The sequence below is a fragment of the Psychromonas ingrahamii 37 genome, assembly GCF_000015285.1.
In the GTDB taxonomy this organism is placed as follows: Bacteria; Pseudomonadota; Gammaproteobacteria; order Enterobacterales; family Psychromonadaceae; genus Psychromonas; species Psychromonas ingrahamii.
Genome location: NC_008709.1, coordinates 478,873 through 503,915 on the forward strand (window position 1 = coordinate 478,873; position 25,043 = coordinate 503,915).

General features: G+C 39.3%; 23 protein-coding genes, 3 tRNA genes and 1 riboswitch. Of the genes, 14 read left to right on the top strand and 12 right to left on the bottom strand.

Annotated features, from left to right (window positions below; genetic code table 11):
- Positions 1-48 precede the first annotated feature (48 nt).
- On the top strand, positions 49-738 hold the full coding sequence (locus tag PING_RS01980; protein WP_011768793.1) for an SIMPL domain-containing protein: 690 nt from the start codon (positions 49-51) through the stop codon (positions 736-738).
- On the opposite strand, the gene PING_RS01985 is transcribed toward PING_RS01980, so the two are convergent.
- From PING_RS01985 to mutY, 6 genes are all read right to left on the bottom strand, one after another.
- Positions 739-1,569, bottom strand: a complete 831-nt coding sequence (locus PING_RS01985; protein WP_011768794.1) for an S-adenosylmethionine decarboxylase — start codon at positions 1,567-1,569, stop codon at positions 739-741. It lies immediately after the preceding gene.
- 578 nt (positions 1,570-2,147) lie between these two features.
- A tRNA-Phe gene (locus PING_RS01990) sits at positions 2,148-2,223 on the bottom strand.
- A gap of 54 nt (positions 2,224-2,277) precedes the next feature.
- A tRNA-Thr gene (locus PING_RS01995) sits at positions 2,278-2,353 on the bottom strand.
- Between the two features lie 81 nt (positions 2,354-2,434).
- A tRNA-Phe gene (locus PING_RS02000) sits at positions 2,435-2,510 on the bottom strand.
- 188 nt (positions 2,511-2,698) lie between these two features.
- On the bottom strand, positions 2,699-2,968 hold the full coding sequence (locus PING_RS02005; RefSeq protein WP_011768795.1) for an oxidative damage protection protein: 270 nt from the start codon (positions 2,966-2,968) through the stop codon (positions 2,699-2,701).
- The gene (gene mutY, locus PING_RS02010) at positions 2,961-4,037 is read right to left on the bottom strand and encodes an A/G-specific adenine glycosylase (RefSeq protein ID WP_011768796.1); all 1,077 of its coding nucleotides are present in this window, start codon (positions 4,035-4,037) and stop codon (positions 2,961-2,963) included. Before mutY ends, PING_RS02005 begins: the two co-directional genes overlap by 8 nt.
- A gap of 178 nt (positions 4,038-4,215) precedes the next feature.
- Here mutY and trmB point away from each other — a divergent pair, with 178 nt between their 5' ends.
- Entirely contained in the window at positions 4,216-4,947 is a 732-nt protein-coding gene (gene trmB / locus PING_RS02015; RefSeq protein ID WP_011768797.1) for a tRNA (guanosine(46)-N7)-methyltransferase TrmB, read from the top strand.
- Between the two features lie 530 nt (positions 4,948-5,477).
- A complete protein-coding gene (locus PING_RS02020) occupies positions 5,478-6,752 on the top strand; it encodes a TerD family protein (RefSeq protein ID WP_198134733.1) in 1,275 nt (424 codons plus the stop codon).
- Positions 6,753-7,008: 256 nt separating this feature from the next.
- On the opposite strand, the gene PING_RS02025 is transcribed toward PING_RS02020, so the two are convergent.
- Positions 7,009-7,479, bottom strand: a complete 471-nt coding sequence (locus PING_RS02025) for an RT0821/Lpp0805 family surface protein (protein ID WP_011768799.1) — start codon at positions 7,477-7,479, stop codon at positions 7,009-7,011.
- A 460-nt stretch (positions 7,480-7,939) separates the two neighbouring features.
- Between PING_RS02025 and PING_RS02030 the strand changes: the two genes are divergently transcribed.
- From PING_RS02030 to thiQ, 8 genes are all read left to right on the top strand, one after another.
- Complete coding sequence (locus PING_RS02030; RefSeq protein ID WP_011768800.1) at positions 7,940-8,263, top strand: hypothetical protein; 324 nt, start codon at positions 7,940-7,942, stop codon at positions 8,261-8,263.
- Between the two features lie 503 nt (positions 8,264-8,766).
- Positions 8,767-9,084, top strand: coding sequence for a heavy metal-binding domain-containing protein (locus tag PING_RS02035; RefSeq protein WP_011768801.1), 318 nt, complete (start codon positions 8,767-8,769; stop codon positions 9,082-9,084).
- Between the two features lie 25 nt (positions 9,085-9,109).
- Positions 9,110-9,478 carry a VanZ family protein gene (locus PING_RS02040; protein WP_011768802.1) on the top strand — a complete coding sequence of 123 codons (369 nt, stop codon included), beginning with the start codon at positions 9,110-9,112 and terminating at the stop codon, positions 9,476-9,478.
- Positions 9,479-9,765: 287 nt separating this feature from the next.
- The gene (locus PING_RS02045; protein WP_041765824.1) at positions 9,766-10,188 is read left to right on the top strand and encodes a hypothetical protein; all 423 of its coding nucleotides are present in this window, start codon (positions 9,766-9,768) and stop codon (positions 10,186-10,188) included.
- Positions 10,189-10,495: 307 nt separating this feature from the next.
- The gene (locus tag PING_RS02050) at positions 10,496-11,404 is read left to right on the top strand and encodes a DMT family transporter (protein ID WP_011768804.1); all 909 of its coding nucleotides are present in this window, start codon (positions 10,496-10,498) and stop codon (positions 11,402-11,404) included.
- A gap of 408 nt (positions 11,405-11,812) precedes the next feature.
- A riboswitch (TPP riboswitch) is annotated at positions 11,813-11,907 on the top strand.
- Positions 11,908-11,962: 55 nt separating this feature from the next.
- The gene (thiB, locus tag PING_RS02055; protein WP_232279398.1) at positions 11,963-12,949 is read left to right on the top strand and encodes a thiamine ABC transporter substrate binding subunit; all 987 of its coding nucleotides are present in this window, start codon (positions 11,963-11,965) and stop codon (positions 12,947-12,949) included.
- A 25-nt stretch (positions 12,950-12,974) separates the two neighbouring features.
- Positions 12,975-14,567 carry a thiamine/thiamine pyrophosphate ABC transporter permease ThiP gene (gene thiP / locus PING_RS02060; RefSeq protein WP_041766799.1) on the top strand — a complete coding sequence of 531 codons (1,593 nt, stop codon included), beginning with the start codon at positions 12,975-12,977 and terminating at the stop codon, positions 14,565-14,567.
- 132 nt (positions 14,568-14,699) lie between these two features.
- A complete protein-coding gene (gene thiQ, locus PING_RS02065; RefSeq protein WP_011768807.1) occupies positions 14,700-15,410 on the top strand; it encodes a thiamine ABC transporter ATP-binding protein in 711 nt (236 codons plus the stop codon).
- Between the two features lie 73 nt (positions 15,411-15,483).
- On the opposite strand, the gene crp is transcribed toward thiQ, so the two are convergent.
- Both crp and PING_RS02075 read right to left on the bottom strand, forming a co-directional pair.
- Positions 15,484-16,122, bottom strand: a complete 639-nt coding sequence (gene crp, locus PING_RS02070; protein ID WP_011768808.1) for a cAMP-activated global transcriptional regulator CRP — start codon at positions 16,120-16,122, stop codon at positions 15,484-15,486.
- A gap of 249 nt (positions 16,123-16,371) precedes the next feature.
- Positions 16,372-16,599, bottom strand: a complete 228-nt coding sequence (locus tag PING_RS02075) for a YheU family protein (protein WP_011768809.1) — start codon at positions 16,597-16,599, stop codon at positions 16,372-16,374.
- Between the two features lie 473 nt (positions 16,600-17,072).
- On the opposite strand from PING_RS02075, the gene can reads away from it, so the two are divergent.
- The 3 genes from can to PING_RS02090 all read left to right on the top strand — a co-directional run bounded on the left by can (position 17,073) and on the right by PING_RS02090 (position 19,901).
- Entirely contained in the window at positions 17,073-17,702 is a 630-nt protein-coding gene (gene can / locus PING_RS02080) for a carbonate dehydratase (protein WP_011768810.1), read from the top strand.
- Between the two features lie 80 nt (positions 17,703-17,782).
- Complete coding sequence (locus PING_RS02085) at positions 17,783-18,088, top strand: c-type cytochrome (RefSeq protein WP_011768811.1); 306 nt, start codon at positions 17,783-17,785, stop codon at positions 18,086-18,088.
- A gap of 298 nt (positions 18,089-18,386) precedes the next feature.
- Positions 18,387-19,901 (top strand): YifB family Mg chelatase-like AAA ATPase, encoded by a 1,515-nt coding sequence (locus PING_RS02090; protein WP_011768812.1) that lies wholly within the window; start codon positions 18,387-18,389, stop codon positions 19,899-19,901.
- A 137-nt stretch (positions 19,902-20,038) separates the two neighbouring features.
- Here PING_RS02090 and PING_RS02095 read toward each other — a convergent pair whose 3' ends face one another.
- The 3 genes from PING_RS02095 to pepA are packed head-to-tail and all read right to left on the bottom strand — an operon-like array spanning position 20,039 to position 24,912.
- Entirely contained in the window at positions 20,039-22,897 is a 2,859-nt protein-coding gene (locus tag PING_RS02095) for a valine--tRNA ligase (RefSeq protein ID WP_011768813.1), read from the bottom strand.
- A 3-nt stretch (positions 22,898-22,900) separates the two neighbouring features.
- Positions 22,901-23,383 carry a DNA polymerase III subunit chi gene (locus PING_RS02100; protein ID WP_011768814.1) on the bottom strand — a complete coding sequence of 161 codons (483 nt, stop codon included), beginning with the start codon at positions 23,381-23,383 and terminating at the stop codon, positions 22,901-22,903.
- A 14-nt stretch (positions 23,384-23,397) separates the two neighbouring features.
- A complete protein-coding gene (gene pepA, locus PING_RS02105; RefSeq protein WP_011768815.1) occupies positions 23,398-24,912 on the bottom strand; it encodes a leucyl aminopeptidase in 1,515 nt (504 codons plus the stop codon).
- Positions 24,913-25,043: the final 131 nt, after the last annotated feature.

The window sequence follows — 25,043 nt, forward strand, 5'->3', positions numbered from 1 at the left end:
TGATCCACGCCCTGTCCTAAACTCACCTGATCATTTTTAAGGATATTTATGCGCTATTTTCTAACTACAATGCTGCTTATTGCAACTCTTCCCCTTTCAACTTTAGTAAATGCAGGCGCTTTACCCGATGGCCCCCATGTTGCGGTCACCGGCAGTGCACAAATTGAAGTACAGCCAGATCAAGTGATGGTTCAGTTTCAAGCGACTTCCTTAGAGAAATCTGCCGTTTTAGCTAAGCAGAATGTTGATCAACAGGTTTCTGCACTTTTAGTTAATCTCAAAAGCGCCAGCTTTGATACTAATATACTGGAGAGAGGTCAGATTAACACCAGAGAACAATACCAATATATAAAAGATCAACGTACCTTACAGGGGATTATCGCGACCCGTGATTTGAGTTATCTATTAACTGATCTTGATAAAGTTAATCAATTTTTAGAACTTGTAGTAGCGGCAAATATTGAATCTATCGGGCAAATGCATTATGGCTTACAATCACCACAAGAGTGGCAATTAAAAGTTCGCCAACTAGCCATTCAAGATTCCAAAGAGCAAGCGGAAAATTTAGCCTCAGCCTATCAAGCTAAGTTAGGGAAAATTTATGCTATTAATTATCAGCACAGTTATGTGCAGCCCCTTATGATGAGGGCAAAAAGTGAGCAGACAGATGAAAGCACCTATCAAGTGAATAAAATCAAAATAAGTGATCAGGTAGAGGCGGTATTTACACTTGAGTAATTAAGGATTCCGCATTGCCGAAGAGACGGTTATTTTTAAGCCTTGATCCGAATCATCAATAAAAGACATTAAGTTACTTTTTTGTGGTCGAAACAGGGCATGCAGATGCTCGTTAAAGGGCTGCATGACCTGCGCCTCAAAGCTGCTTTCCACACTCAAATAGGTGCTTAATTTTTCCGGCGTAATATGGAGTGTTAAGTACTGATCTCCTGCAAGCGCATTTAATGAATAACCCTTTGGACTAAAAGTAAATTGGTCTATTCGCAGGCAGGGGAAAAACCCTAATACCGCTAATCTTGAGGCAATCAACTGCTGACTGGCAGAGCCTGATTGTAACGAACAGGAAAAATCGCCACACAAACCATGCAGCATTAATATTTGTTTCGTCTTTACAGCTCCTGTAGGCGTTTCTCCGAATAAAAAAAGGTCACCGCGGTAATTTCCATGCCAATGTTTTGTTTTCCCCTGTAGATGCGTTTTTAATAGCACAGTATCCTGTGAAAAACTGCTTTTTTGTAGTTCAGGTAAATGGGCTTGATGGCGATGAAATAATAAAGATTGAATAACTCGTTTATCGAATTGCTTTTGAAAGAATTGTGCTGCTTTTACAAGGTGAGTATTACCACAGGTGATCAGTAATAATTTATTATGCCAAACGAATAAACTCGACTCAGATAAAAGGTAGGCTTTAAGCTGGCTATTCTCTATTTTTGAAATAATGAAAGCATCTGCCTGCTCGACCATTTGCTGCCAAAAAGAATCGGGAAGTTGTAACAGATTCATTTCTGTTGTAATAATCTCTAAACGTTTTTCAGTCCCTTCATAAAACATTTAATTAAGCCTTTCCCTTATTAACCAAGCCCAGATTGAGGGTAATATTGACGCTTTAGTTTATAACAAAGCACCCCCAAGATACAGATACCTTGATAATGCAGCCGCGAAGATCATATTATTAATTCCTGGCTTTAATACTGCCAAATATAAATGCGCTATTTGACTTTCTATACGCGATTTTTTTAATCAATATTTGAATACAAAAAATCCTCGATAAATTTCTTTAGCGAGACTTGAATGATGGTGTGGGCTATTGATCGAAAGCTGAACCACGGAGACGATTATTTTTAATCAATTTCCAGATACAAAAAAAACTCGATAAATTTCTTTACCAAGGCTTGAATGATAGTGCTTCGTCTTCGGGCTTTGAGCATAAGCTGGACCATGGAGACGATTATTTTTAATCAATTTCCAGATACAAAAAGGCCCTTAAAGTTTTCACTTTAAGGGCCTGGATGATGATGCTTCGTCTTCGGGCTTTGAGCATAAGCTGGACCACGGAGACTATTATTTTTAATCAATATTCAGATACAAAAAAGCCTTGCTAAATTTCTTTACCAAGGCTTAGATGATGATGGTGCTTCGTCTCGGAATTGAACCAAGGACACGAGGATTTTCAATCCTCTGCTCTACCGACTGAGCTAACGAAGCAAAACTTTTCTTGTTTTTTAAAACAAGCTTCTTTAAAAATAAAGAAGGTATTAATGGTGCCGACTACCGGAATCGAACTGGTGACCTACTGATTACAAGTCAGTTGCTCTACCAACTGAGCTAAGTCGGCACACGAAAACGTGTGCATTTGCACCGAGGTTATCAACCTCATTTACCGATTGGAAATGAATCTTTTCAGTAAACTATAATATGGTGCTTCGTCTCGGAATTGAACCAAGGACACGAGGATTTTCAATCCTCTGCTCTACCGACTGAGCTAACGAAGCGGAACGAGGCGTATTAAATAGATTTTAGTCTCGGTCGTCAACACCTTTCTACATATTTACTTGGTTTTTCTGCTGTTCGCTCACCCTTTGAACATTATCCGCTTTATTTGTGAACATTGTTGCGATTAAGATTAAAAATAATAACATCAGCGTTAATCTTAATCTGCGGGGTGGCCAACATCTTGATACTATTTTTCCGGCGTATATCCTTCGATATCTACTTCTTTATTTTCAAAAAGATAACCAATCATTGCATCTTCAATAATTTTTCTGTCTTCAGCGTTCATTAACTTTAATTTTTTTTCATTAATTAACATTGTTTGTTTCTTTTGCCATTCTGACCAGGCTTCCTGGCTAATATTGTCAAAGATACGTTTACCCAAAGCGCCTGGAATTAATTGAAAGGCTAAACCAGGGGCTTCTTTTTTTAAATAACTGCAAAATACGGTTCTAGTCATCTATCTTCTCCTTTGAGAGGTTTTTGTTAACAGCGGTTATAATTTTTGTTGTTGCTGCTGCTAACCCAATTTTTTGTGGGTGGTGTAAGTTATACCAAAGAGTGTCATTTTCTTCCATTACTTGTTTTGTGTCTATGATCGAAACGTCAATTTTTAGCGGGGTTATATCAAAATGAAAATGGCTAAAAGTATGACGAAATGCGGGTAACAGGGTGCTGTTAAACTGTTCAATGCCCTGTGCTTGAATAGCTGCCAGACATAATGCTTCACTTTCATATTCGGGAAAACACCATAATCCACCCCAGATACCTACCGGTGGACGTTTTTTTAAGTGCAGTGTTTTACCGTCTTTGCACAGTACCAGCATCACAGCTGTTTTTATTGGAATCTTCTTTTTAGCTTTGGGTGTCGGGTAAGCTTTCACTGTCCCGTCAGCAAGCGCTAAACAATCGTCCTGAACAGGGCACTCTACACAATTTGCTTTACTGCGCGTGCAAACCATTGCCCCCATATCCATCATGGCCTGATTAAATATGTTGGTCTGTTTTGCCGGTGTTAGTTTTTCAGCAAGTTGCCATAGGGTATTTTCAACGGACTTTCCACCTGTCCAGCCTTCAATAGTTTGATGGCGAGTGAGGACACGTTTGACGTTACCATCTAAAATAGCAAAGTTTTGATTCAAGGTCAGAGATAAAATAGCCCCTGCAGTGGATCGTCCAATCCCGGGTAAATCCAGCACTTGTTGAAACTCTTCCGGAAAATCCCCTGCATAATTATCACGAATAAATTGCGCACTTTTATGTAAATTACGCGCTCTGGCGTAGTAGCCGAGTCCAGTCCAGTGATGCAATACTTCATCTAAAGGCGCATTGGCAAGGTATGAGATAGTTGGAAAAGCACGCATAAACTTATTAAAATAGGGGATCACAGTGGCAACTTGTGTTTGTTGCAGCATGACTTCGCTCACCCATGTTCGATAAAGACTTTTATCCTGTTGCCAGGGTAATGTTTTACGGCCAAATTTTTGATGCCATGCGATGATGCGTTGACTAAAATCTTCGTGATTCACTACAAACTCTTTTATATTTTGAGAACTTTTTTAGGAGCGTTGAGCATAACAGAGTTACGTTAAAAATATAACGCCACAAATATTAGGTGCTTATTTGGAAGGAGATAAAGTCGATCCATTATTAAATATTATTGGTATAATGGGCCAATATAAATGATCCCGTGATAAAGGTATAAAAATGACTGACCAAGAACACTCAGCAAGTGAAGAAAATGCTGATTCCGTTGAAAAGCATAAATATATGCGTAAAATTCGTTCATTCGTAAAACGTGAAGGACGAATGACCAACCGTCAGCAGACGGCAATAGATACCCTTTGGGATACTATGGGGATTGATTTTGAAGAAAAATTAATTGATTTTAATGCCTTATTTGGACGTCAGGCGCCGATTGTATTAGAAATCGGTTTTGGTATGGGTAAGTCATTAATTGAAATGGCGAAAAACGCGCCAGAAAAGAACTTTATTGGTATTGAAGTACACGGGCCCGGTGTGGGTGCTTGCCTTGCGGATGCAGGAGAAGCTGGCGTGACTAATTTGCGTGTGATTAACCATGATGCGGTTGAGGTCTTAGATAAAATGATCCCCGATAACAGTTTGGCAGTATTCCAACTTTATTTCCCGGATCCATGGCATAAAGCGCGTCATCATAAACGTCGGATTGTCCAACCTCATTTTATTGAAAATATGCGTCATAAGCTTGCGATCGGCGGTGTGATTCATATGGCGACTGACTGGGAAAATTATGCCGAGCATATGTTAGCCGTATTACAGGCGTCACCAGACTTTAAAAACACCAGTGAGAGCGATTATGCACCCCGCCCGGAATGGCGTCCGTTAACCAAATTTGAAAATCGTGGTAATAACCTCGGTCATGGCGTGTGGGATCTGTTATTTGAGCGTATTAGTTAATTCTCTAAGTTAACAATTGTTGATCACGGTCATTCTAGTTGGAAACCGGCACTGAAGTTGGAAACTCTAATAGTAAAAAAGCGAACTTTTTTAAGTTCGCTTTTTTGATCTGACAATAAAATACCCTGGATAGTGAGGTCTTAGTAGTGCCCGATAGTATTAAGCAATTACAGTCCGCTTGGGAGCTTTCGAGTGTGATAGGCAACACCTCTGAATCTGGAAAAGCATGCATGGGAATTTACTAGCTAAGGCGTTGAGGGTGACAAAGCGCCCTAGAAAAATTTACAGCCATACACAAAAAAGGCTACCATCTGGTAGCCTCTAAAAATGCATATAACGGGTGTTATATTAAAACATCTTCTATTTATTTAGTAGGCACATAGACAAAATAATATGATTATCAGCCCTTATAATCATGAATAGCTATACATACTCTCTACACATAAATTATAAGTTTTTGATGGAAAAATGCTATAGAATAATTGCAACCAATATAGAAAGCACAGGAAACTTAATTAATGGAGAAAACAATGCAGAAAGGTTCTAACATTCAATTAGACAATGTGATGCGTGGCGATATTAATCAATTATTTGTAGGTGTAGGTTGGAATGATAAAGACAAAGAACAATCTCATAAAATAGATATAAGTGCTTTTTTTTTAACAGAGAATAATAAGGTTAGAAATAATGATGACTTTATTTTTTACAATCAACCCAATGACAAGAATAATTCGATTGATTTGCTAACAGATCCTTTAAATAATAATGATCAACAAGGGTTCAATATTTCATTTTCTTTAATTCCGAGTGAAGTTTCAAAAATTGTTTTTTGTGTAACTATAGATGAAGTGGAGTCACAAGATTCAATATTTAATTCTATCAGCAATCTTTATATCAGATTACTTGATGGAACTTTTTTAGGTCAAGAATTACTTAATTATCAAATTTCAGATACAGGTTTGGTCAAAGCTCTAATGTGTGCTGAATTGTATAGACACAATGAGAATTGGAAATTTAGGGCTGTTGGGCAAGGATTTAATGGAGGCTTAGAGGCATTAGCAAATCACTTCAATGTCGCAGTAAACTCTGTTTCTGAAGAGGTGGAGCAACAAACTGTTGGATTAAAGCATAAAAGAAGAAGCTCTCAAGACATTCTAGATAAACATGCTGTAAAAATGCGTTCAGAGGTAGTTAGGATTATCCCCCAAGTAGATTCCGCAACAAAAAATAAGATTAATGAATCAAATACTAGAATGCTGGTTGATCGAATATTAATGGATGTTCTTGGTTATAACATTGATGAAATAAAGGCTGAACAAAATATCGAAGGCAGAAGAGCTGACTACGTACTATCTGTGGGAAATAAAGAATCATTAGTTGTTGAAGTTAAAAGAGCGGGTTTACCCCTTAAAGATCAACATATATTTCAAGCAACTTCATATGGTGTTTTTTCTGGTATTGAGTGGGTGTTGCTTACAAATTTGAGAGAGTGGAGACTGTTTAAGATTATTTCCGGTTCAAAAGTCAAAGCAGATCACCTATTTACTGTCACAATAAATGATGGTTTCGACAAATCGATGAATGATAATTTTGCATTAATTTCGAAAGTAGGCATGGAACGACCTAGTTTATTACTTAAAGCTTGGAATAAAGTTAATGCCCTAAGTGATAGTAACGTCATAAATGCTATTTTATCACCGGATGTATTGGCGAAAATAAGATCCAATATTAAAAGAGAAAGCTCGACTTCAGTAGAGATAGAAAGTATTCAAAACGTAGTCGAAAAGTTGTTACATGTTGATTAAAAAATCTCTTTTTCAATCAACATGTAAAGTCAAAAAGTAACTAAGCATTTCACGTAAATTACTAACACTTTAAAAGTTATACTGTAACTTTTAAAGTGTTAGTAGTTACAATGGGTAGAAAAATGGGTGGCATAGTTGTTTATTTGTGCAGAGCAGCAAGCTGCTTGCTTTATATACCCAAACTACTTGCTGATTTCTGTATCCTCAGGTAATTCGGGTATAGGATAGAACTCCTTTAATCGTAATATAAGTAGTGTTAATTATTAATTATCCAGCTGCCGTCGGGCTGACGGCAGGCCGTGCCGTATGCGTCCTGCTTTTTGCCACCAACCACTACTGTCTGGCGATACTCGCGGCAATATTGACCCGTTGTCTGCTGATAGGTTCGGGTGGGCATGATTGAACCGCTGTTACCGGAATCAGGATTATTCCAACGGGTCGTTTCATTGCTGCGTGTATGTTCCAGTGAGTACTGGGCATTCTGCCCCATGGCAATGCGATCGGCTCGGTCCAGTGAGCGACCTATTTCTTGACCAAACAGGGCACCCGCCAGAGTACCAATAGCAATAGCTACAACATTGCCCTTTCCTTTACCCACATTGGAACCGAGTATGGCACCGGTGGTCGCACCAAGCAGGGTTCCTGCTCCCTCCTTGGAGCCTATCGGCTGTGTGCAACCAACCAGTAAAAATGCAATAATTATTAACAATACCGTCACTTGTTTCATCGTTTTTCTCCTCTTTTTTAATTTGATTGCAGTGCTTAAATGTTTTATGACTAAAGTACAAAACTAAGGGGCTTTTCCGCCGCCGGTGAAGGTAAACTTTATCGCCATCGGGATAATTGGCAGAAAAATAATTGTAACCCTCATGCTCTGGCTGAAAAAATTAAGGATATTGTTAAAAGTATAGGACGAATAAAAGTGCTTTACCTTTAGAGTTAAGCCTTTTTCATTTATCTTATTTCAGGTGGTGGTACTCCTTAACAATGGACTCTTTAACGTATTCCAAGTATAGAGGTTGCCAAAAAAAACTTGTGCAAGGATGGTAAACTCCCTTTGGCAAAAGGAATTTTTTGTGAAGAATATCGCGTACAGATACTTGCATGGCGCCGATAAGATACTGTATCGGATGGTTGTTATTAAAATGTTTAGTTTCAGTCTGGCCCCTAATCAATAAGAGTAAAAAATGAAGAGTAAGCTAAAAAATTTATCAGAGATTGTCTCTAGTGCTAACGATCTTTTCCACAGTAAGTTTAATAATATCAATCTGTTAATGGGGATAATGGATAAAACATTGCGTAATCAAGGTATGGAAGCTGATGCAATTACAATTGATTGTATTAGTCAGGATAAGAGGATAGTTATTCTTATCCATGATCATAAGCCTCATGTTGTCGACATAGCTTTGGGTAATAAAGAAGGGGATATTTACTCATCCTCTGAATATGAAATTAACAAAATATCACAAGCCGTTATTGTGGGAATGATGGAAGCTAACTTCATTTCATAATCAGTAGCCGTTATTGCAGAAACGATGGGTGCGGTTAAACATAAAAGCCAAATCACGGAATGCATAACAGCTGTCGCGGTTTTACTAAAAAAGACAGTAAAAACAGCACCCACTTGCTCGTCGCTAAGCAAAGCATTGGTGCTGAACAAATAATTTGGTTGGAGAATTTCAAGGCCTTTTTAAGCGTTGTAAATGTATTGCCTAGTATCTGAAACACGCTTATAGTTGGTTAAACTCGATTCCGCATTTTTTGTTGCGGCTTTGGCATGAAATTTCACCTGCTTTAAATCCAAATAGTTACATGATTTTTATTTTTAAAACAAAATAGCTTTTTTATCCATTATTTTAACCAATGAATATATCTTATTGATATGAAAAACCAAAAAGTTTCGTGCCATCTTTAAAATTAAAAACTGCAGAATCGAGTTAAAATAACTTATTTATTTCTAAAATTTGGCTGTAAGAGTCATTCTACAGCCTCGTTATCTTTTAAAGGAGGATTTATGATTTATTCAACCACTGAGACTATTCCAGGTAAAGAAATTACAGAGATAGTAGGCGTTGTTACGGGCAATGTAGTTCAAGCTAAACATATCGGACGAGATATTATGGCGGGTTTAAAAAGTATTGTAGGTGGTGAGATTAGAGGCTATACAGAAATGTTAACCGAGGCCAGAGATCTAGCAATCCAACGCCTAGTTGCAAGCGCCAATGAAAAGGGAGCTGATGCAGTTGTCGGTATACGTTTTACTACAAGCGCAATCATGGATGGTTCGTCGGAGATAATGGCTTTTGGCACTGCGGTTAAACTCAAAAAATGATAAAGCTATATCAACAAGGTATTGAATGATTTTACTACTTGCTGTGATTAGAACCTATTGGATTATTATCACCATCTTCACTCTTACTTTGATAACTCTGCTGTCTCTCTATCCATTGGAAAATTTACCTTCGGTCCCTGGTAGTGATAAAACGCATCACTTTATTGCTTATGGCGCACTGATGTTTCCGATAGCTTTGCGTAAACCAAAATATTGGCAGTTTATCTGCTTGTTTTTTATTTGTTGGAGCGGCGTGATTGAATTATTGCAACCCTACGTTAATCGTTACGGAGAGTGGCTGGATATGGCTGCCAATACCACAGGTATTGTCTGCAGTCTCCTGATTGCAACACTGATAAATTGGATTCTCCCCATTAAAGTAAAGTGTGAATAGATAATACCAAATCCATTAATTTTCTGTTTATTTATACTGGTTAAAATATATGCCTTACTTTCATGCATTTTTCTGGCGTCTAAACAGATCACTTAATTAGTGAAATTGGTATAATTCCATGCACAATAAAGATCAACAAAATTCAGATCGTTAAAAACAAAAATCATAACAAAGCGCTCAAAAAAACGCCTTGGCCTTTTCATTAAATGGCTATAAGGTATGACCTATTTTACTCACAACATTGTGCAGAGTTGTAATGAAAAAATAAATTTATTTTGAGGATCTTAATGGAAAAAAAACAGCAGAGAATAGACTTTCAGGGCAAGATATTTGGATCTTTATTTGTTATTGAACGCGCCAGTTCTGATCGCCATCTTGTGCCGGACAATTTCAATTATTGGTTATGTATATGCAAATGTGGAGATCATCTTTTAGTTGAAAATAAGCAATTTCTTAATCGTATCGATCCGCCTCTCCGCAGTTGTGGTTGCCATAGAAAAGTTAATAATTCTCTGGTGAATAATCAATATGGTTGTTTAACAGTATTATGTAAAACATTAAATCAGGGGCAAACAGTCAAGCGTATCAGGGGACATATTGCGTATTTATGTTTATGCCGTTGCGGCAGTAAATATATCGCCATAGGGCAGGCATTGCTGAAGGAAAAAGTGAAAAGTTGCGGTTGCGACTTTGAGGACAAAGCGGAATAGATTATTGACTCTAATATCGCTCTGTTATTTAATTGTTCAGATTCGTTTTACGGAAAATTAATCAGCGGCAGACTAAACGCCGGACTGATATCTGCACACGGATGGAAATGGGTAAAAAACACAGCTAGTAACAGGAGAGGAGCAAATTCTGATAAATTTCGCTGTGATCGAAGCGTAATGAAATAAACAAGCGGTGCAAATCAACTTTGACGAGGCCTTTATTATTCTTATACTCCTTTCTCTCCCGACAGAATTCGCTTAAGCTCTCCTCTATATTGATCTGCTTGATTAGGAATAATCTAAAAAAATGAAAAATGAAAAACGTGCATTAGTGTTAGGACTTGCAGCAGTACTGCTCTGGTCAACGGTAGCGGTCGCATTTAAGCTGACACTTCAGGAGTTTACTCCTATTCAAATGTTAACCGTAGCGAGCTTTGTCTCTGCCATTGTGTTAACGGGTATCTGTTATATGCAGGGTAAACTTAATCAGCTGCGTACCACTTTTTTTTCTAATCCTCTCAATTATCTGATTCTAGGGCTAATAAACCCGCTTGCTTATTACTTGATTCTCTTTAAAGCTTATGACTTACTTCCGGCATCGCAGGCTCAGCCCCTAAATTATAGCTGGGCAATTACACTGACCTTAATGGCTGCACTGTTTTTAGGGCAAAAAATTCGTAAGCAGGACTGGATTGCCTGTGCCCTCGGATATGCTGGTGTAATTGTTATCGCGACAAAAGGAGATTTGTTCGCTTTAGAGTTTGACAGCCCTCTGGGTGTTATTCTGGCGCTTCTTTCAACAGTGCTTTGGGCGGGATATTGGATTTTAAACGCAAAAAACAAAGCCGATCCTGTGGTCGGTGTTCTTCTGGGATTCATCGTTGCTTTACCTTTTGCTGTTGCTCTGTCTATTTATGAAGGCGCTATCTGGGAGCAAAGTTTTCAAGGCTGGCTGGCGGTCACCTACGTTGGATTATTTGAGATGGGGATAACCTTTGTACTCTGGTTATCCGCGCTTAAGGCCACGGATAATACTGGGCGGATCAGTACCCTGATTTTCATATCACCCTTTATTTCGCTGCTGCTGCTTGCCTATATCATTGGTGAAACTATTCCACCCTCAACCCTGATTGGCTTGGTTATGATTGTAAGCGGACTAATATTCCAGCAGGTAATGAAACCATCTAATATTGATATTGAAACTTGCAAGCAGTGAGGTGGTGCGGTCAAAGTAATTGCCTGTATTGTGAATAGCCCTTTGTTATCGAGAAGATACTTATATCAAATGCATCAAACAAGTGACCAGCTAGGCTGATCACTTGTTTAGTTTTTTGGTATTAATAGCAGCTTTACTCTTTTCCGGATTAAGATTCACTTTATTAATAGAAGCTATCTCCGTCAGATCTCCTGCCGCACAAAATTCCTGAATACAAATCCCAAATAACGGCAAACATCGGACCAGTCTGGTTTTTTAACAGACGTATTATGTGCATCGGAATGGGTTGATTTTAAATTAAATTATTTACGTATTAGCTGTCGACAGTGGTTTTCAGAAAATTATCTGAACTGTTTTTTAAAAAAATAAAGCTTTGGGTGCCTCTGTTTTTTTTTGGGTATACAATAGTCTTTCTCAACGGGGTGCTGTTAAAAGGCTGAGATAACTAAACCCGTATACCTGAACCAGATAATGCTGGCGTAGGAATTGAGCTTATCAGTATTATTTTTATGATTTGCCTGTCAATCCTATGCTTTCAAACTAAAAATGGAGCGCATAGTGAAAAAAATCATTCCTTTAATGGCCTTTTCTGTCATTATTTCAATGCCGGTATTGGCTGATAAACTGGTCGTTTATACCTATGATTCGTTTGCTTCAGATTGGGGACCCGGCCCTAAAATTAAACAGGCCTTCGAAAAAAACTGCGCTTGCAGTCTGGAATTTGTTGCCTTGGACGATGGTGTTTCAATTTTAAATCGATTGCGTTTAGAAGGGAAAAACACTAAAGCCGATATATTGCTGGGCCTCGACAATAATTTAATGACTGAAGCCAAAAAGACGGGGTTATTAGCAAAGCACAAGGTTGATACGAGTAATGTGATCCTTGCCAATGGTTGGTCAGATAATACCTTTGTGCCGTTTGATTATGGTTATTTTTCCTTTGTTTATAATAAAGAAACCCTGTTAAATCCTCCTGCAAGCCTGAAAGAATTAATTGAGCAACGTCAAGATATTAACGTTATCTACCAGGATCCCCGGACTTCGACGCCAGGACTGGGGTTAATGTTATGGATAAAATGGGTTTATGGTGATCAAGCCGATGACGCATGGAAAAAGCTGGCGAAAAAGACCGTGACAGTCACTAAAGGTTGGTCTGAAGCTTATAGTATGTTCTTAAAAGGGGAGGCTGATATGGTACTTTCTTATTCAACCTCCCCCGCTTATCATATTATTGCTGAAGGGAAAAATCAGTATGCTGCAGCCAATTTCTCTGAAGGTCATTACACGCAAGTGGAAGTTGCCGCAAAAGTTAAAAGCAGTAAAAATGAAAAACTTGCAGATAAGTTTATGGCATTTATTGTCAGTGATGAATTCCAATCACTGATGCCGACCGGGAACTGGATGTATCCGGTTACTGATGTCGCGCTTCCTGAAGGGTTTAAAAATTTAACCATACCCTCAACGTCTTTTTCATTCAGCGCAGATAAGGTCGACAATAATAGAAAAGTATGGATAAGAGAGTGGCAGAGCTCTTTAATTTATTAAACATTCGACCACTATGTCTGCAAATATGTCAGCAAAGTCTTATACTTTACCCGGTTTAATTATTGCCGGGTTTATCTGTCTTTTTGTTGCAGCTTCTGTCTCTGCTTTGTTATTTTACTCGCCCGGTTTTAACCCTGCGTTATTATGGCAAGACGCCTATTACCGTCATATTACAAAATTTAGCTTCTACCAGGCATTTTTATCGACAATATTAAGTGTTGGCTTGGCGATTCCAGTGGCTCATGCGCTTTCTCGTCGTCACTTCTTTGCTAAATCTTTTTTACTTAAATTATTTGCTACAACCCTTGTTTTACCGGTATTAGTAGGGGTTTTTGGTTTGTTATCTGTTTATGGCAATAGTGGTCAGATAGCACAACTACTTGCAATGGTGGATCAAAAACTACCGTTTTCTATTTATGGCTTAAACGGCATACTATTAGCGCATGTTTTTTTTAATTTGCCCTTTGCAGCACGTTTGCTATTGCAGTCTTTACACTCTATTCCCAGTGAGCACCACCAACTATCATCACATCTTGGTATCAGCCATTGGAATAAATTTAAATTAGTCGAATGGCCCTGCTTACGCCAACAGTTGCCCCACGTTTGTGGATTGGTATTTATGCTTTGTTTTACCAGTTTTGCGACGGTAATGGCGCTGGGAGGTGGACCAAAATCGACAACCATTGAGCTGGCCATTTACCAGGCTATTAAGTTTGATTTTGATTTACAAGCAGGGGCACTATTAGCACTCTGGCAAATATTACTTTGCGGCAGCCTGGCAATTGGAATTCAGCGCTTTTCCCGGCCCATCCCTCTGACTAACACGACAGGTAAACAAAGCTTCTATTTGTTTAATGATAATAGGGCAGCAAAAATTTGGGATTCATTGTGGATAAGCCTGGTGCTTTTTCTGGTTATTCCTCCCTTACTGATGATTGTGATCAACGGTCTTAATGCAAAATTTATCAGTGTGATCAGTTCGCCCTCATTTTGGGATGCACTGCAAAATTCGTTTTTAGTGGCGATTTTTGCCGCTTTTATTGCCCTCTTCGCGGGATTTTTTATGCTGCTTACTAGTCGCTCCTGGCGATTAGTCGGCATTGATTTTAAGGCTGATAAGCTGGAATTAATTGCCACCATCATATTAGTGACACCTGGGCTGGTTATCAGTACAGGTCTGTTTCTGCTGCTCAGAAATATAACCGATGTATTTGGTTTTGCCATTGTTATAGTTATCGCGGTAAATGCCTTGATGGCTTTGCCCTATGTGATTAAAACGCTTGCCCAACCGATGTTACAAGTTGCTCAGCAATATGACCAGTTATGTGCAAGTTTAGGACTATTTGGATTTTCACGTTTTTATTTGATTGAATGGCGCGCCATAAAGCGGCCAATTATTCATGCTTTTTCCATTAGTTTTGTGCTGTCTATGGGGGATCTCAGTGCAATTGCACTGTTCGGCAGTCAAGACTTGAGAACCTTGCCTCTGTATCTATTGCAATTATTAGGCAGTTATCAGATGGAGTCAGCTGCAGTTGTATCTCTATTTTTATTTATTTTGAGTATTGGCATATTTAGTGCCGTAGAACAGATTAGCAGTCAAAATAATGCCCATTAAAGACTAATACTCAATTCGAAAATTTTCTGTCCCTAAAGATAATATCTAATTAACGGGATGGGTATCAACACACTTTAGCCGTATGCATTTACTTGTAATAGCACTTTTAAAAAATAATGACTTAAGGCAAATATGATTAACTTTGTTAATGTTAAATATCACTATCGGCAGGAGGAGTTTAGTTTTGATGTGGAAATTCCAGCAGGCTCTATTGTCGCCATTTTGGGCGAAAGTGGTGCAGGCAAAAGCACTTTATTAAATTTAGCGGCGGGTTTTATTCGCCCACGCAGTGGTGATATTTTAATGGGAGGGAAATCGGTGCTGGATGTTGAACCGCATCTACGGCCTATGGCTATTTTGTTTCAAGAAAATAATTTATTCGCGCATTTATCTGTCGCAGATAATATTGGCTTAGGCTTGCACCCTGGTCTTAAATTAAGCAGCATCGATCGTGAGCAAGTACAGAATATTGCTAAACAAGTGGGAGTCGATAAACTTTTATCGCGTTTTCCAGATCAAATATCAGGAGGTCAAAAACAACGTGTCGCATTGGCGCGATGTTTTGTCCAAAATAAACCCTTGTTATTACTTGATGAACCTTTTTCAGCGCTGGATCCTGTTTTGCGCGAAGAAATGTTAACTATTGTGAAAGATTTATCTGCTACAAAAAATGTAACTGTTCTAATGGTCACTCACCATATCTCTGATGCTATTAATGTGGGATCACATTATCTCTTTGTAAATAATGGTGTTATAAGCAGTATTGATACTATATCTAAACTTACCGATAGCCATCAAAACGACAGCTTAAAAAAATTCCTGCAGGCGGGGTTACCCTCGTAATTATCCGTTTATACCTAAATTTTACTGTTAAAAAAACCGCAATTAAGCGGTTTTTTGCATATTATCGGTTGGCTTAGCGCGTCCCGAATACCACAATTGTTTTACCGTGAGCAGAAATAAGACCTTGTTCCTCAAGCATTTTAAGGATTCGACCAACAGTTTCACGTGAACAACCGACAATCTGACCTATTTCTTGACGAGTGATTTTGATTTGCATGCCATCGGGGTGGGTCATTGCGTCCGGCTGCTTGGCAAGATCCAGCAGTGTATTTGCGATACGGCCTGTGACATCCAAAAATGCAAGGTTACCCACTTTTTGGCTTGTAATCTGTAAACGATCAGCCATTTGCTTTGATAAACGCATTAAAATTTCAGGATTGACAGTGATCAGTTGATTGAACTTCTTATAAGAAATTTCAGCAACTTCACAGGGAGTTTTTGCCTTAATTGAAGCACTGCGAATTGGATTTTCTTGTTTATCAAATAAACCTAATTCACCAATAAAATCACCTTGATTTAAGTAAGATAAAATCATTTCTTTACCTTCTTCATCCTTAATCACAACTGCAACCGAGCCTTTAACGATGAAATAAAGTGTATCAGCCTTTTCTCCAGCATGAATAAGTATACTTTTAGCTGGATATTTATGTGTGTGACAGTGTGATAAAAACCACTCCAACGTTGGATCGGTTTGAGGTTTGGTTATTATCATAAATCTCCCTTAATAGGTATGAATAGCTAATGTGCTATTTCTTGTTTTGGTTTATTCGCCAAAATAATAATGACAGTTACTTACATGGAATAGAATTTTATTGTATCTCTTTTTAATAGATGCCCATAACACTTATGCTGTTATCCTATTTGAGAAATCAGATCTTTGTCAAAAAAACCAATTAATTTTGTATTAATTTATTCTGTATTATAGCTATAGTATAAGAACGCTTAAATTTTAATCAGTTATTTATTGCTGTTGTTGGGAGAGTTGCTCCTTGTGAATAAGGGTCACGCTCTCGGAAAGTTCTGAGTAGAGAATAACAATGCTGCCGCGCTTTAATAAGTTGAAGACCTGCGCTGTTTTCTCGGCTAAAGAGACCTCTTGTTCCCCGTAGTCTGTTCCCTCACGTAAGACAAAATGTTCGATTAAGCTATGTAATGTATCTGAATCTAGATCCTGATAGGGTATAAGCATAAATATTCCTTAAGTTACTTGTACGGATCGCAGTCGTCTATTCCCTCACCGCTCAGGTCATATAGCAAAATATTTGGTCAAGTTAAGTAATGTATCTTACTCTAGAGCCTTATAGGTGTAAGTATAAATATTCCTCAAGTTGATTGCACTGTTTTATTGGCGAAAGAGACCTTCTGTTCACTGTGATCTGTTCCCTTTCTCTTCAGGTAATATAGTAAAATATTCGATTAAGTTATGTAATGTATCTGAATCCTGATAGGGTGTAGGCATAAGTATTCTCCAGTTACTTGCACTGTTTTCTCGGCTAAAAAGATCTCCTGTTCGCCGTGATCTGTTCCCCCACTGCTTACGTAATGTAATAAAATGTTTGATTAAGTTATGTGATCTATTTTAATATGAACTCTGATAGGGTATAAGAATAAGTATTCCTCAAGTTCCTTGAGTGTCAATGCATATTAAATAGAAAGGTAAGTATGAGTTTATTAGAAGCGCTATTAAAAAATAATGAAGAGTGGGCTGCAAAAATAAATGAAGAAGATCCTACTTTTTTTCCGCGACTTGCTAATCGACAGTCCCCAGAATATCTCTGGATAGGTTGTTCTGACAGCCGTGTGCCCGCCAATCAGTTATTAGGGTTATTTCCCGGGGACATATTCGTTCATCGTAATATTGCCAACCTTGTTGTGCATACTGATCTAAACTGCATGTCGGTTATTAAATATGCCGTGGATGTTTTAAAAGTTAAACATATTATAGTGACTGGGCATTATGATTGTGGTGGTATTCACGCAGCAATGCAAAAGCAGTCTTTTGACTTGATTGATGGTTGGCTGCGCAATATCAAGGATATCTATGTGAAATTTAGTGATAGTTTCACCGCAGAAATGACATATAAGCAACGTTTAGATTATCTTACTGAGCTTAATGTTATCGAACAGGCAAAAAATGTTTGTCATACAACTTGTGTTCAGGAAGCCTGGGCAAATGGACAAGATTTGACGGTTCATGGATTTATTTATTCTGTGGTAGACGGTCGCCTGAAAGATCTTAATGTGAATTTTGATAATTTAGAAAAAATAAATGATCTATATCATATCCGTTAAGCTCCCATTGTTTTAATCATTCCCTGCTGTTTAATAAGGAATGAGCTATAATGTCCGAAGTCTAAAAAAAGGAAATGTTAATGAAAAAATTATTACTTGCATCATTATTTTTAATTGCACCAACCTTGGTTTCCGCTGCAGATTTAGAAGCAGCAAAAGCTAAAGCAGTTGTTTGTGCCGCATGTCATGGCGCTGATGGTATTTCAGTCGCTGCAATTTATCCTAATTTAAAAGGGCAAAAAGAAGCTTATCTGCTCTCCTCATTAAAAGCCTACAAAGCGGGAGAACGTAAGGGTGGAATGTCTATGCTGATGACACCACAAGCAATGGCTCTATCGGATGCTGATATGGTCAATATGGCCGCTTATTATTCTTCATTAAAATAATAATTGCTGAAATTTCCTTATTATTAAAATAAGGAAACTGTTTATCTAAGCCAACCCCAGATGGGGTTGGCTTTTTTGTAAGCAAAAAACCAAGCACTGAAAGCCCAATAAGCCGATTTTTTTTCTATCTTATCGCTGTGCTGCCGTTATTCTATAAAACGCTATTTAACCTTTAACCTTGCCTCTATTGATAGCAATTAATCAACTTCCTATAAACTTTTATAGCCTTGCCTATACTGATAGAGATTAATCAATTTTCTATAAATTTTTATAACCTATATTAAGGGCTACACAATATATGGCACTTGCAAGTTTATACTGCCGCGCACTATTAGGAGTAGATGCACCCGAGGTACTAGTGGAGGTACATTTAGGCACTGGCTTGCCAAGTTTTTCGTTGGTTGGTTTACCGGAAACATCGGTCAAAGAAGCAAAAGAAAGAGTACGCAGTGCCATTCTTAATAGTAACTTTAAATTTCCCAGCAAACGGATCACCGTTAATCTTGGACCTGCTAACTTACCTAAAGAGGGTGGACGATTTGATTTGGCGATCGCCCTCGGTATTTTAATTGCCTCGGAGCAAATTAGAGGCGATGGTATTGATCAGTTTGAATGTTTTGCTGAACTCGCGTTATCAGGGGAACTGCGCCCTATTGATGGTTTAATTCCCTGTGCATTGGCTGCTAAAGAAAAAGGCCGCTATTTAATTATTTGTCCCGAAAATCAAAATGAAAGTGCGTTAACCGGCGCGAAAGCTTATGTTGCACGCAACCTTATTGGCGTCTGTGCCTTTTTACAAAAACAGAAAACGTTACCTGAAGCACAGGCCGCGCCTAAAACCGCAGCAATAAACCAAACCGATATGAGCGATGTATTAGGCCAGGAACAAGCAAAAAGGGTTTTAGAAATAGCCGCCGTTGGTGGGCATAACCTGCTTCTAGTTGGCCCTCCCGGCACCGGAAAAAGCATGTTGGCGGAACGTTTTATGACCTTATTACCAAGGTTAACCGAAAAACATGCGCTACAAACCGCCGCTATCTATTCTGTCTGCGGCAAGCAACGGGATGATTGGTTTGAGCCGCCCTACCGATGCCCTCATCATAGTGCTTCCGCCGTTGCATTAGTGGGGGGAGGGGGCAAACCTAAACCGGGTGAAATATCACTTTCCCATCGTGGTGTTTTATTTCTCGACGAATTAGCTGAATTTCCCCGATCAGTCTTAGACAGTTTACGCCAACCTCTGGAAAGCCATAAAGTCACTATTTCTCGAGCGGCAAATCAAGTCACTTTTCCTGCGCATTTTCAATTAATCGCAGCCATGAATCCAAGCCCCTGCGGGCATATTAGTGGTGATTTAAGGCGCAGTACGCCGGATCAGATTTTACGTTATCTAGGGCGTTTATCGGGGCCATTTTTAGACCGATTTTCACTTTCTATTATGGTGCCTTTATTACCTCAAGGCACTTTGGCATCGTCTCAGGTTGGGCATACGCTCAAAGGCGAAAGCAGTGAGATAATCAAAACTCGTGTGTTAAAAGCAAGAGATAAACAGCAGCAAAGGCAGGGCAAACTAAATAATGCTTTATCAACCAAGGAAATAGCCTCCTATTGCCAGTTGAGTCTTGAAGATGCACAGTTTTTAGAGCAGGCGATTAATCAAATGGGATTATCGATTCGTGCCTGGCACAGTCTTTTAAAAGTGGCTCGAAGTATTGCAGATTTAGCCGGAAGCGTTAGAGTAGAACGTCATCATCTGACTGAATCTCTTGCCTATCGTGCTATGGACCGTTTGTTAAAAAATCTGTCATTATAAAAAATTGGATAAAAAAAGGAGCGTTTTGTTAACAAAACGCTCCTTTTTAACTAAACCCGGTTAAGCTATAAGGTTATAAGGTTATAAGGTTATAAGGTTATAAGGTTATAAGGTTATAAGGTTATAAGGTTATAAGGCTATAACGCTTTAATCGTGTCGATTTGTGCGCTTAACTTATCACAAGTTGTTTGCAACTCGGTTTGTTTTACGCGCTCTTTAACGATCACAGCTTCAGGTGCATTAGCCACAAATTTTTCATTGCCGAGTTTAGCTGATATTTTGGCTAACTCTTTGCCTGCTTTTTCAAGCTGCTTATTTAAACGGGTGAGTTCAGCTTCGGTATCAATTAAACCTGCCATTGGAATTAATAGCTCAAGCTCACCCACTAATGCGGTTGCGCATACTGGTGTTTCTTGCCCGTCTTCAAGCACAGTGACACTTTCAAGTTTGGCAAGTGCAGCCAAGAATGCCTGATTTTCAGTAAAACGGCGTTGATCTGTTGCAGATGCATTTTTAATCAGTAAATTAAGCGGCGTTTTCGGGCTGATATCCATTTCACCACGAATATTACGCACCGCAACAATCACTTTTTTAACCCACTCAAGATCCTCGACCGCTTTTTCATCAACCAGGCTTGAATCATATTCAGGGTAAGGTTCGAGCATGATCGTATCACCACCTTGACCTGTAATACCTTTCACTCGCAGCCAGATTTCTTCAGTCATAAACGGCAGCATAGGGTGCGCAACACGTAATAAGGTTTCAAGTACCGTAATCAGTGTATGACGCGTACCACGTTGCTGTGCTTCACTGCCTTTGAATAAAATGGGTTTAGTTAGCTCCAAGTACCAACCACAGAACTGATCCCAGGTGAACTCGTATAAGATATTAGCGGCAATATCAAAACGGAAAGTATCGAGTGCCTGACGGAAGTCTTTGATGGTAGTTTGCAGTTGTCCCTGAATCCAACGATCCGCCAAACTAAATTCCATTTCAGTATTACCCGAGAAACCACAATCATGCTCCTCAGTGCTCATTAATACGTAACGGCTCGCATTCCATAACTTGTTGCAGAAGTTACGGTAACCTTCTAAACGATTCATATCCCAGTTGATATCACGACCCGTTGACGCCATTGCGGCAAGTGTAAAACGCAGTGCATCGGTGCCATGAGCTTCTATTCCATTAGCAAATGTTTTACGGGTGTCTTTTTCAATTTTTGCTGCCAATTGCGGCTGCATCATATTGCCGCAACGCTTAGCGACTAGGCTCTCTAAATCAATACCATCGATGATATCTAAAGGATCTAATACATTACCCTTTGACTTAGACATCTTATCGCCATGCTCATCACGGATAAGGCCGGTAAAATAAACCTTTTTAAAGGGGACTTGTGGTTTATTATTTTCATCTTTCATAAAGTGCATGGTCATCATAATCATGCGCGCAACCCAGAAGAAGATAATATCGAAGCCAGTCACTAATACGTCGGTCGAGTGAAAGGTTTTAAGATCTGAGGTTTTTTCTGGCCAGCCTAAGGTCGAAAATGTCCATAGACCCGATGAGAACCAAGTATCTAATACATCTTCATCTTGAGTTAGAATGAAATCGTCACTCAAATCATGTTTGGCTCGCACTTCTGCTTCGTCACGACCAACATAAATTTTTCCGGCTTGATCGTACCAGGCAGGGATGCGATGTCCCCACCAAAGTTGACGAGAAACACACCAGTCTTGGACATCATTCATCCATGAGTTATACATATTTTTATATTGTTTTGGTACAAATTCAATATCGCCATTATTAACTGCTTCATTGGCAACTTCAGCGAGTGGCGCGACGCGCACATACCACTGATCTGTCAGCATTGGCTCGATAACGACACCACCACGATCACCGTAGGGCACAGTTAAGTCATGTGGCTTGATCTCATCTAATAAACCTAAGTCGTCTAGTGAACTGACTATTAACTTGCGTGCTTCTTCACGGGTTAAACCTTGGAATTGGCTCGGGAGATCGCTTGCATAATCATTACTCTTTTCACCGTTGCTGTTAAATATTTCGGCTTCACTGCGGATACAGGCATCAAAAGTTAATACGTTGATCATCGGCAGTTTATTACGCTTACCGACTTCGTAATCGTTAAAGTCATGCGCCGGGGTGATTTTCACACAACCTGTGCCTTTTTCCATATCGGCATGCTGATCAGCAATAACCGGAATGCGACGATTAACAAAAGGTAAAAGGATCTCTTTACCGATCAGGTCTTTGTAACGCGGATCTTCAGCGTTTACCGCTACAGCCGTATCACCTAATAGGGTTTCAGGGCGAGTTGTTGCAACGACTAAATAGTTTTTACCGTCAGCCGTTTGCACACCATCGGCAAGCGGGTAGCGGAAATGCCACATAAAACCTTTAACATCTTTGTTTTCAACTTCTAAGTCTGAAATCGCCGTATGCAGTTTAGGGTCCCAGTTAACCAGACGTTTACCGCGGTAGATAAGATTATCGTTATAGAGATCTACAAATACTTTTTTAACCGCTTCAGAAAGCCCATCATCCATAGTGAAACGTTCACGATCCCAATCAACTGAAGTGCCTAATCGGCGCATTTGCTGGGAAATCTTGCTACCAGATTCCGCTTTCCAATCCCAGATTTTCTCAATAAAAGTTTCACGACCGAGTTCTTTACGTGTTTGTCCTGTTTCTGCAAATATTTTGCGCTCTACGACCATCTGTGTGGCAATGCCTGCATGATCAGTACCCATCTGCCAGAGGGTGTTTTTCCCCTGCATACGCTGGTAACGAACCAGGGTATCCATGATAGTATCCTGAAATGCATGACCCATGTGTAAGCTACCGGTCACATTGGGTGGCGGGATCATAATGCAGTAGCTTTCTTTGCTAGTATCACCATGCGGTTTGAAATAACCTTTTTCTTCCCAATTTTGGTAATTTTTTTGTTCAATTGCACTTGGGTTGTATATCTTTTCCATCGGTTAATCTTCTGTTTTGTTGGTTGACTCAACCGTTGAATTACTCTCAACGGTTTGAGTAGAAAGCGTTAGCCCCATTTTTCTATAGGTACTGTAACGTATTCGTGCTGCAATTTTTTGGGGTTCCGGAAACGGAACAAAATCAATAATTTTTTGAAAATTGATTGCAAAATCAGGCGTTTTTTGACTTAAATTAATTAAAATAGGGCGAGGGTGCAGCGGGACTTGCCAGCTTATTTCAACGGGCGTACCAAATTTTGGCCCTTCACCTAACAAGTTGTGCGGCACAAAACTGTCACCGTCAAACTGCCATAAATATTCATCGACCGCAAATGCATCTTCTTTTGAATCGGTATAGATGAACACTTTTTTATTTTGTGCATAAAAAAACGCCGCTATTCTGCAAGCGTACGCAAAATGAGCACTTATGGCTACACTGCTTGATTTTTCTTCCGTAGTGAAAACGTAAAAAACAACCTGACTCATTATCTTAGTTTCACTTAGCTATTTACCGCTGTTGTTTCATTTTCACTTCTGTTTATTAAAAACTGCGTTAATAAGGAAACCGGTCTACCCGTTGACCCCTTATTTGCTCCAGATCTCCAGGCTGTCCCTGCAACATCTAAATGTGCCCAGGTATAACTTTTCGTAAAGCGTGAAAGGAAACAAGCCGCAGTAATAGACCCTGCCGGACGACCTCCAATATTAGCCATATCGGCAAATGGACTCTCCAGCTGTTTCTGAAACTCATCATCCATCGGCAGTTGCCATGCTTTATCACTAGATTGATTTGACGCGCTTAACAACTCATTTGCCAGCCCTTTGTGCGGCGTCATTAAGCCGCTGATATGATGCCCTAACGCCATAATACAAGCGCCTGTTAAGGTTGCTATATCAACAACACAATCCGGTTCAAAACGTTCAACGTAGGTTAATACATCACACAAGACTAAACGCCCTTCAGCATCGGTATTTAAGACTTCAACGGTTTGCCCTGACATAGTAGTCAGAATATCACCCGGACGGTAAGCGTTACCCGCCGGCATATTTTCAGCGCCTGCTAATATGCCAATGACATTGATTGGCAGGTTAAGTTTGGCAAGTGCTTTCATGGCACCAAAAACACTGGCCGCGCCACCCATATCATATTTCATCTCATCCATGGCTTCGCCTGGTTTTAAAGAAATACCGCCCGAGTCAAAGGTCAGCCCTTTACCAACGAGTACGATAGGTTTTTGATCTGCATTACCACCGTTGTAGTGCATTAATGACATATAGGCAGGATTAGCCGAGCCTTTAGCAACGGCCAAGTAACTGTCCATTTTAAGTTCTGCCATCTGCTCACTATCAACAATTTCTGTGGTTATTTTTTCAAATCGTTGACCCAGTGCGATCGCTTGTTCGCTTAAATATAATGGGGTACAGATATTGGGAGGCATATTGGCTAAATCTTTACATGCTTTAGCGCCGGAAGCGACCGCTAAAGCATGTTGCAGACCAAGTTCTGCGCGCGCTAACTCTTTACGGCTAGTCACATTAAAGGTTAATTTACGCAAAGGACGGCGGGTATTTTCTTTGTTGGTTTTAAATTTATCGAAGTTATATAAACAATCCTGAGTTGCTTCGGTTGCTTGGCGCACTGCCCAGTAAGTATCACGCCCTTTGATATGTAATTCAGAAAGAAAACAGATCGCTTCTAAAGCACCAGTATCGTTAAGTGTCGTAATGGTTTTTGCTATAATTTGCTTGTACTGGGTTTCGGTTAGTTCACGTTCTTTACCGCAACCGACTAATAATACGCGTTCACTTAATACATTGGGCACATTATGTAAGAATAATACCTGCCCTATCTTTCCTTCAATATCACCACGGCGTAATAATGTACTTAAATAACCTTCGCTAATCTCATCAAGCTGCTCACCTGCGCGTGATAAACGGCGCGGCTCAAATACACCCACAACAATACAGGCACTGCGTTGTTTTTCCGGGCTACCGCTTTTTACTGAAAATTCCATATATATCCTTGGCTCTTGGCTATGTATAATGCGATTAACTGTGCAATTTTTTAGAAAATACAGTTATTATAGAAGTAAGTGGGACTTGGTAACGCTTCTCAACGCATAAAAATGTGATTTTACCGTATTTA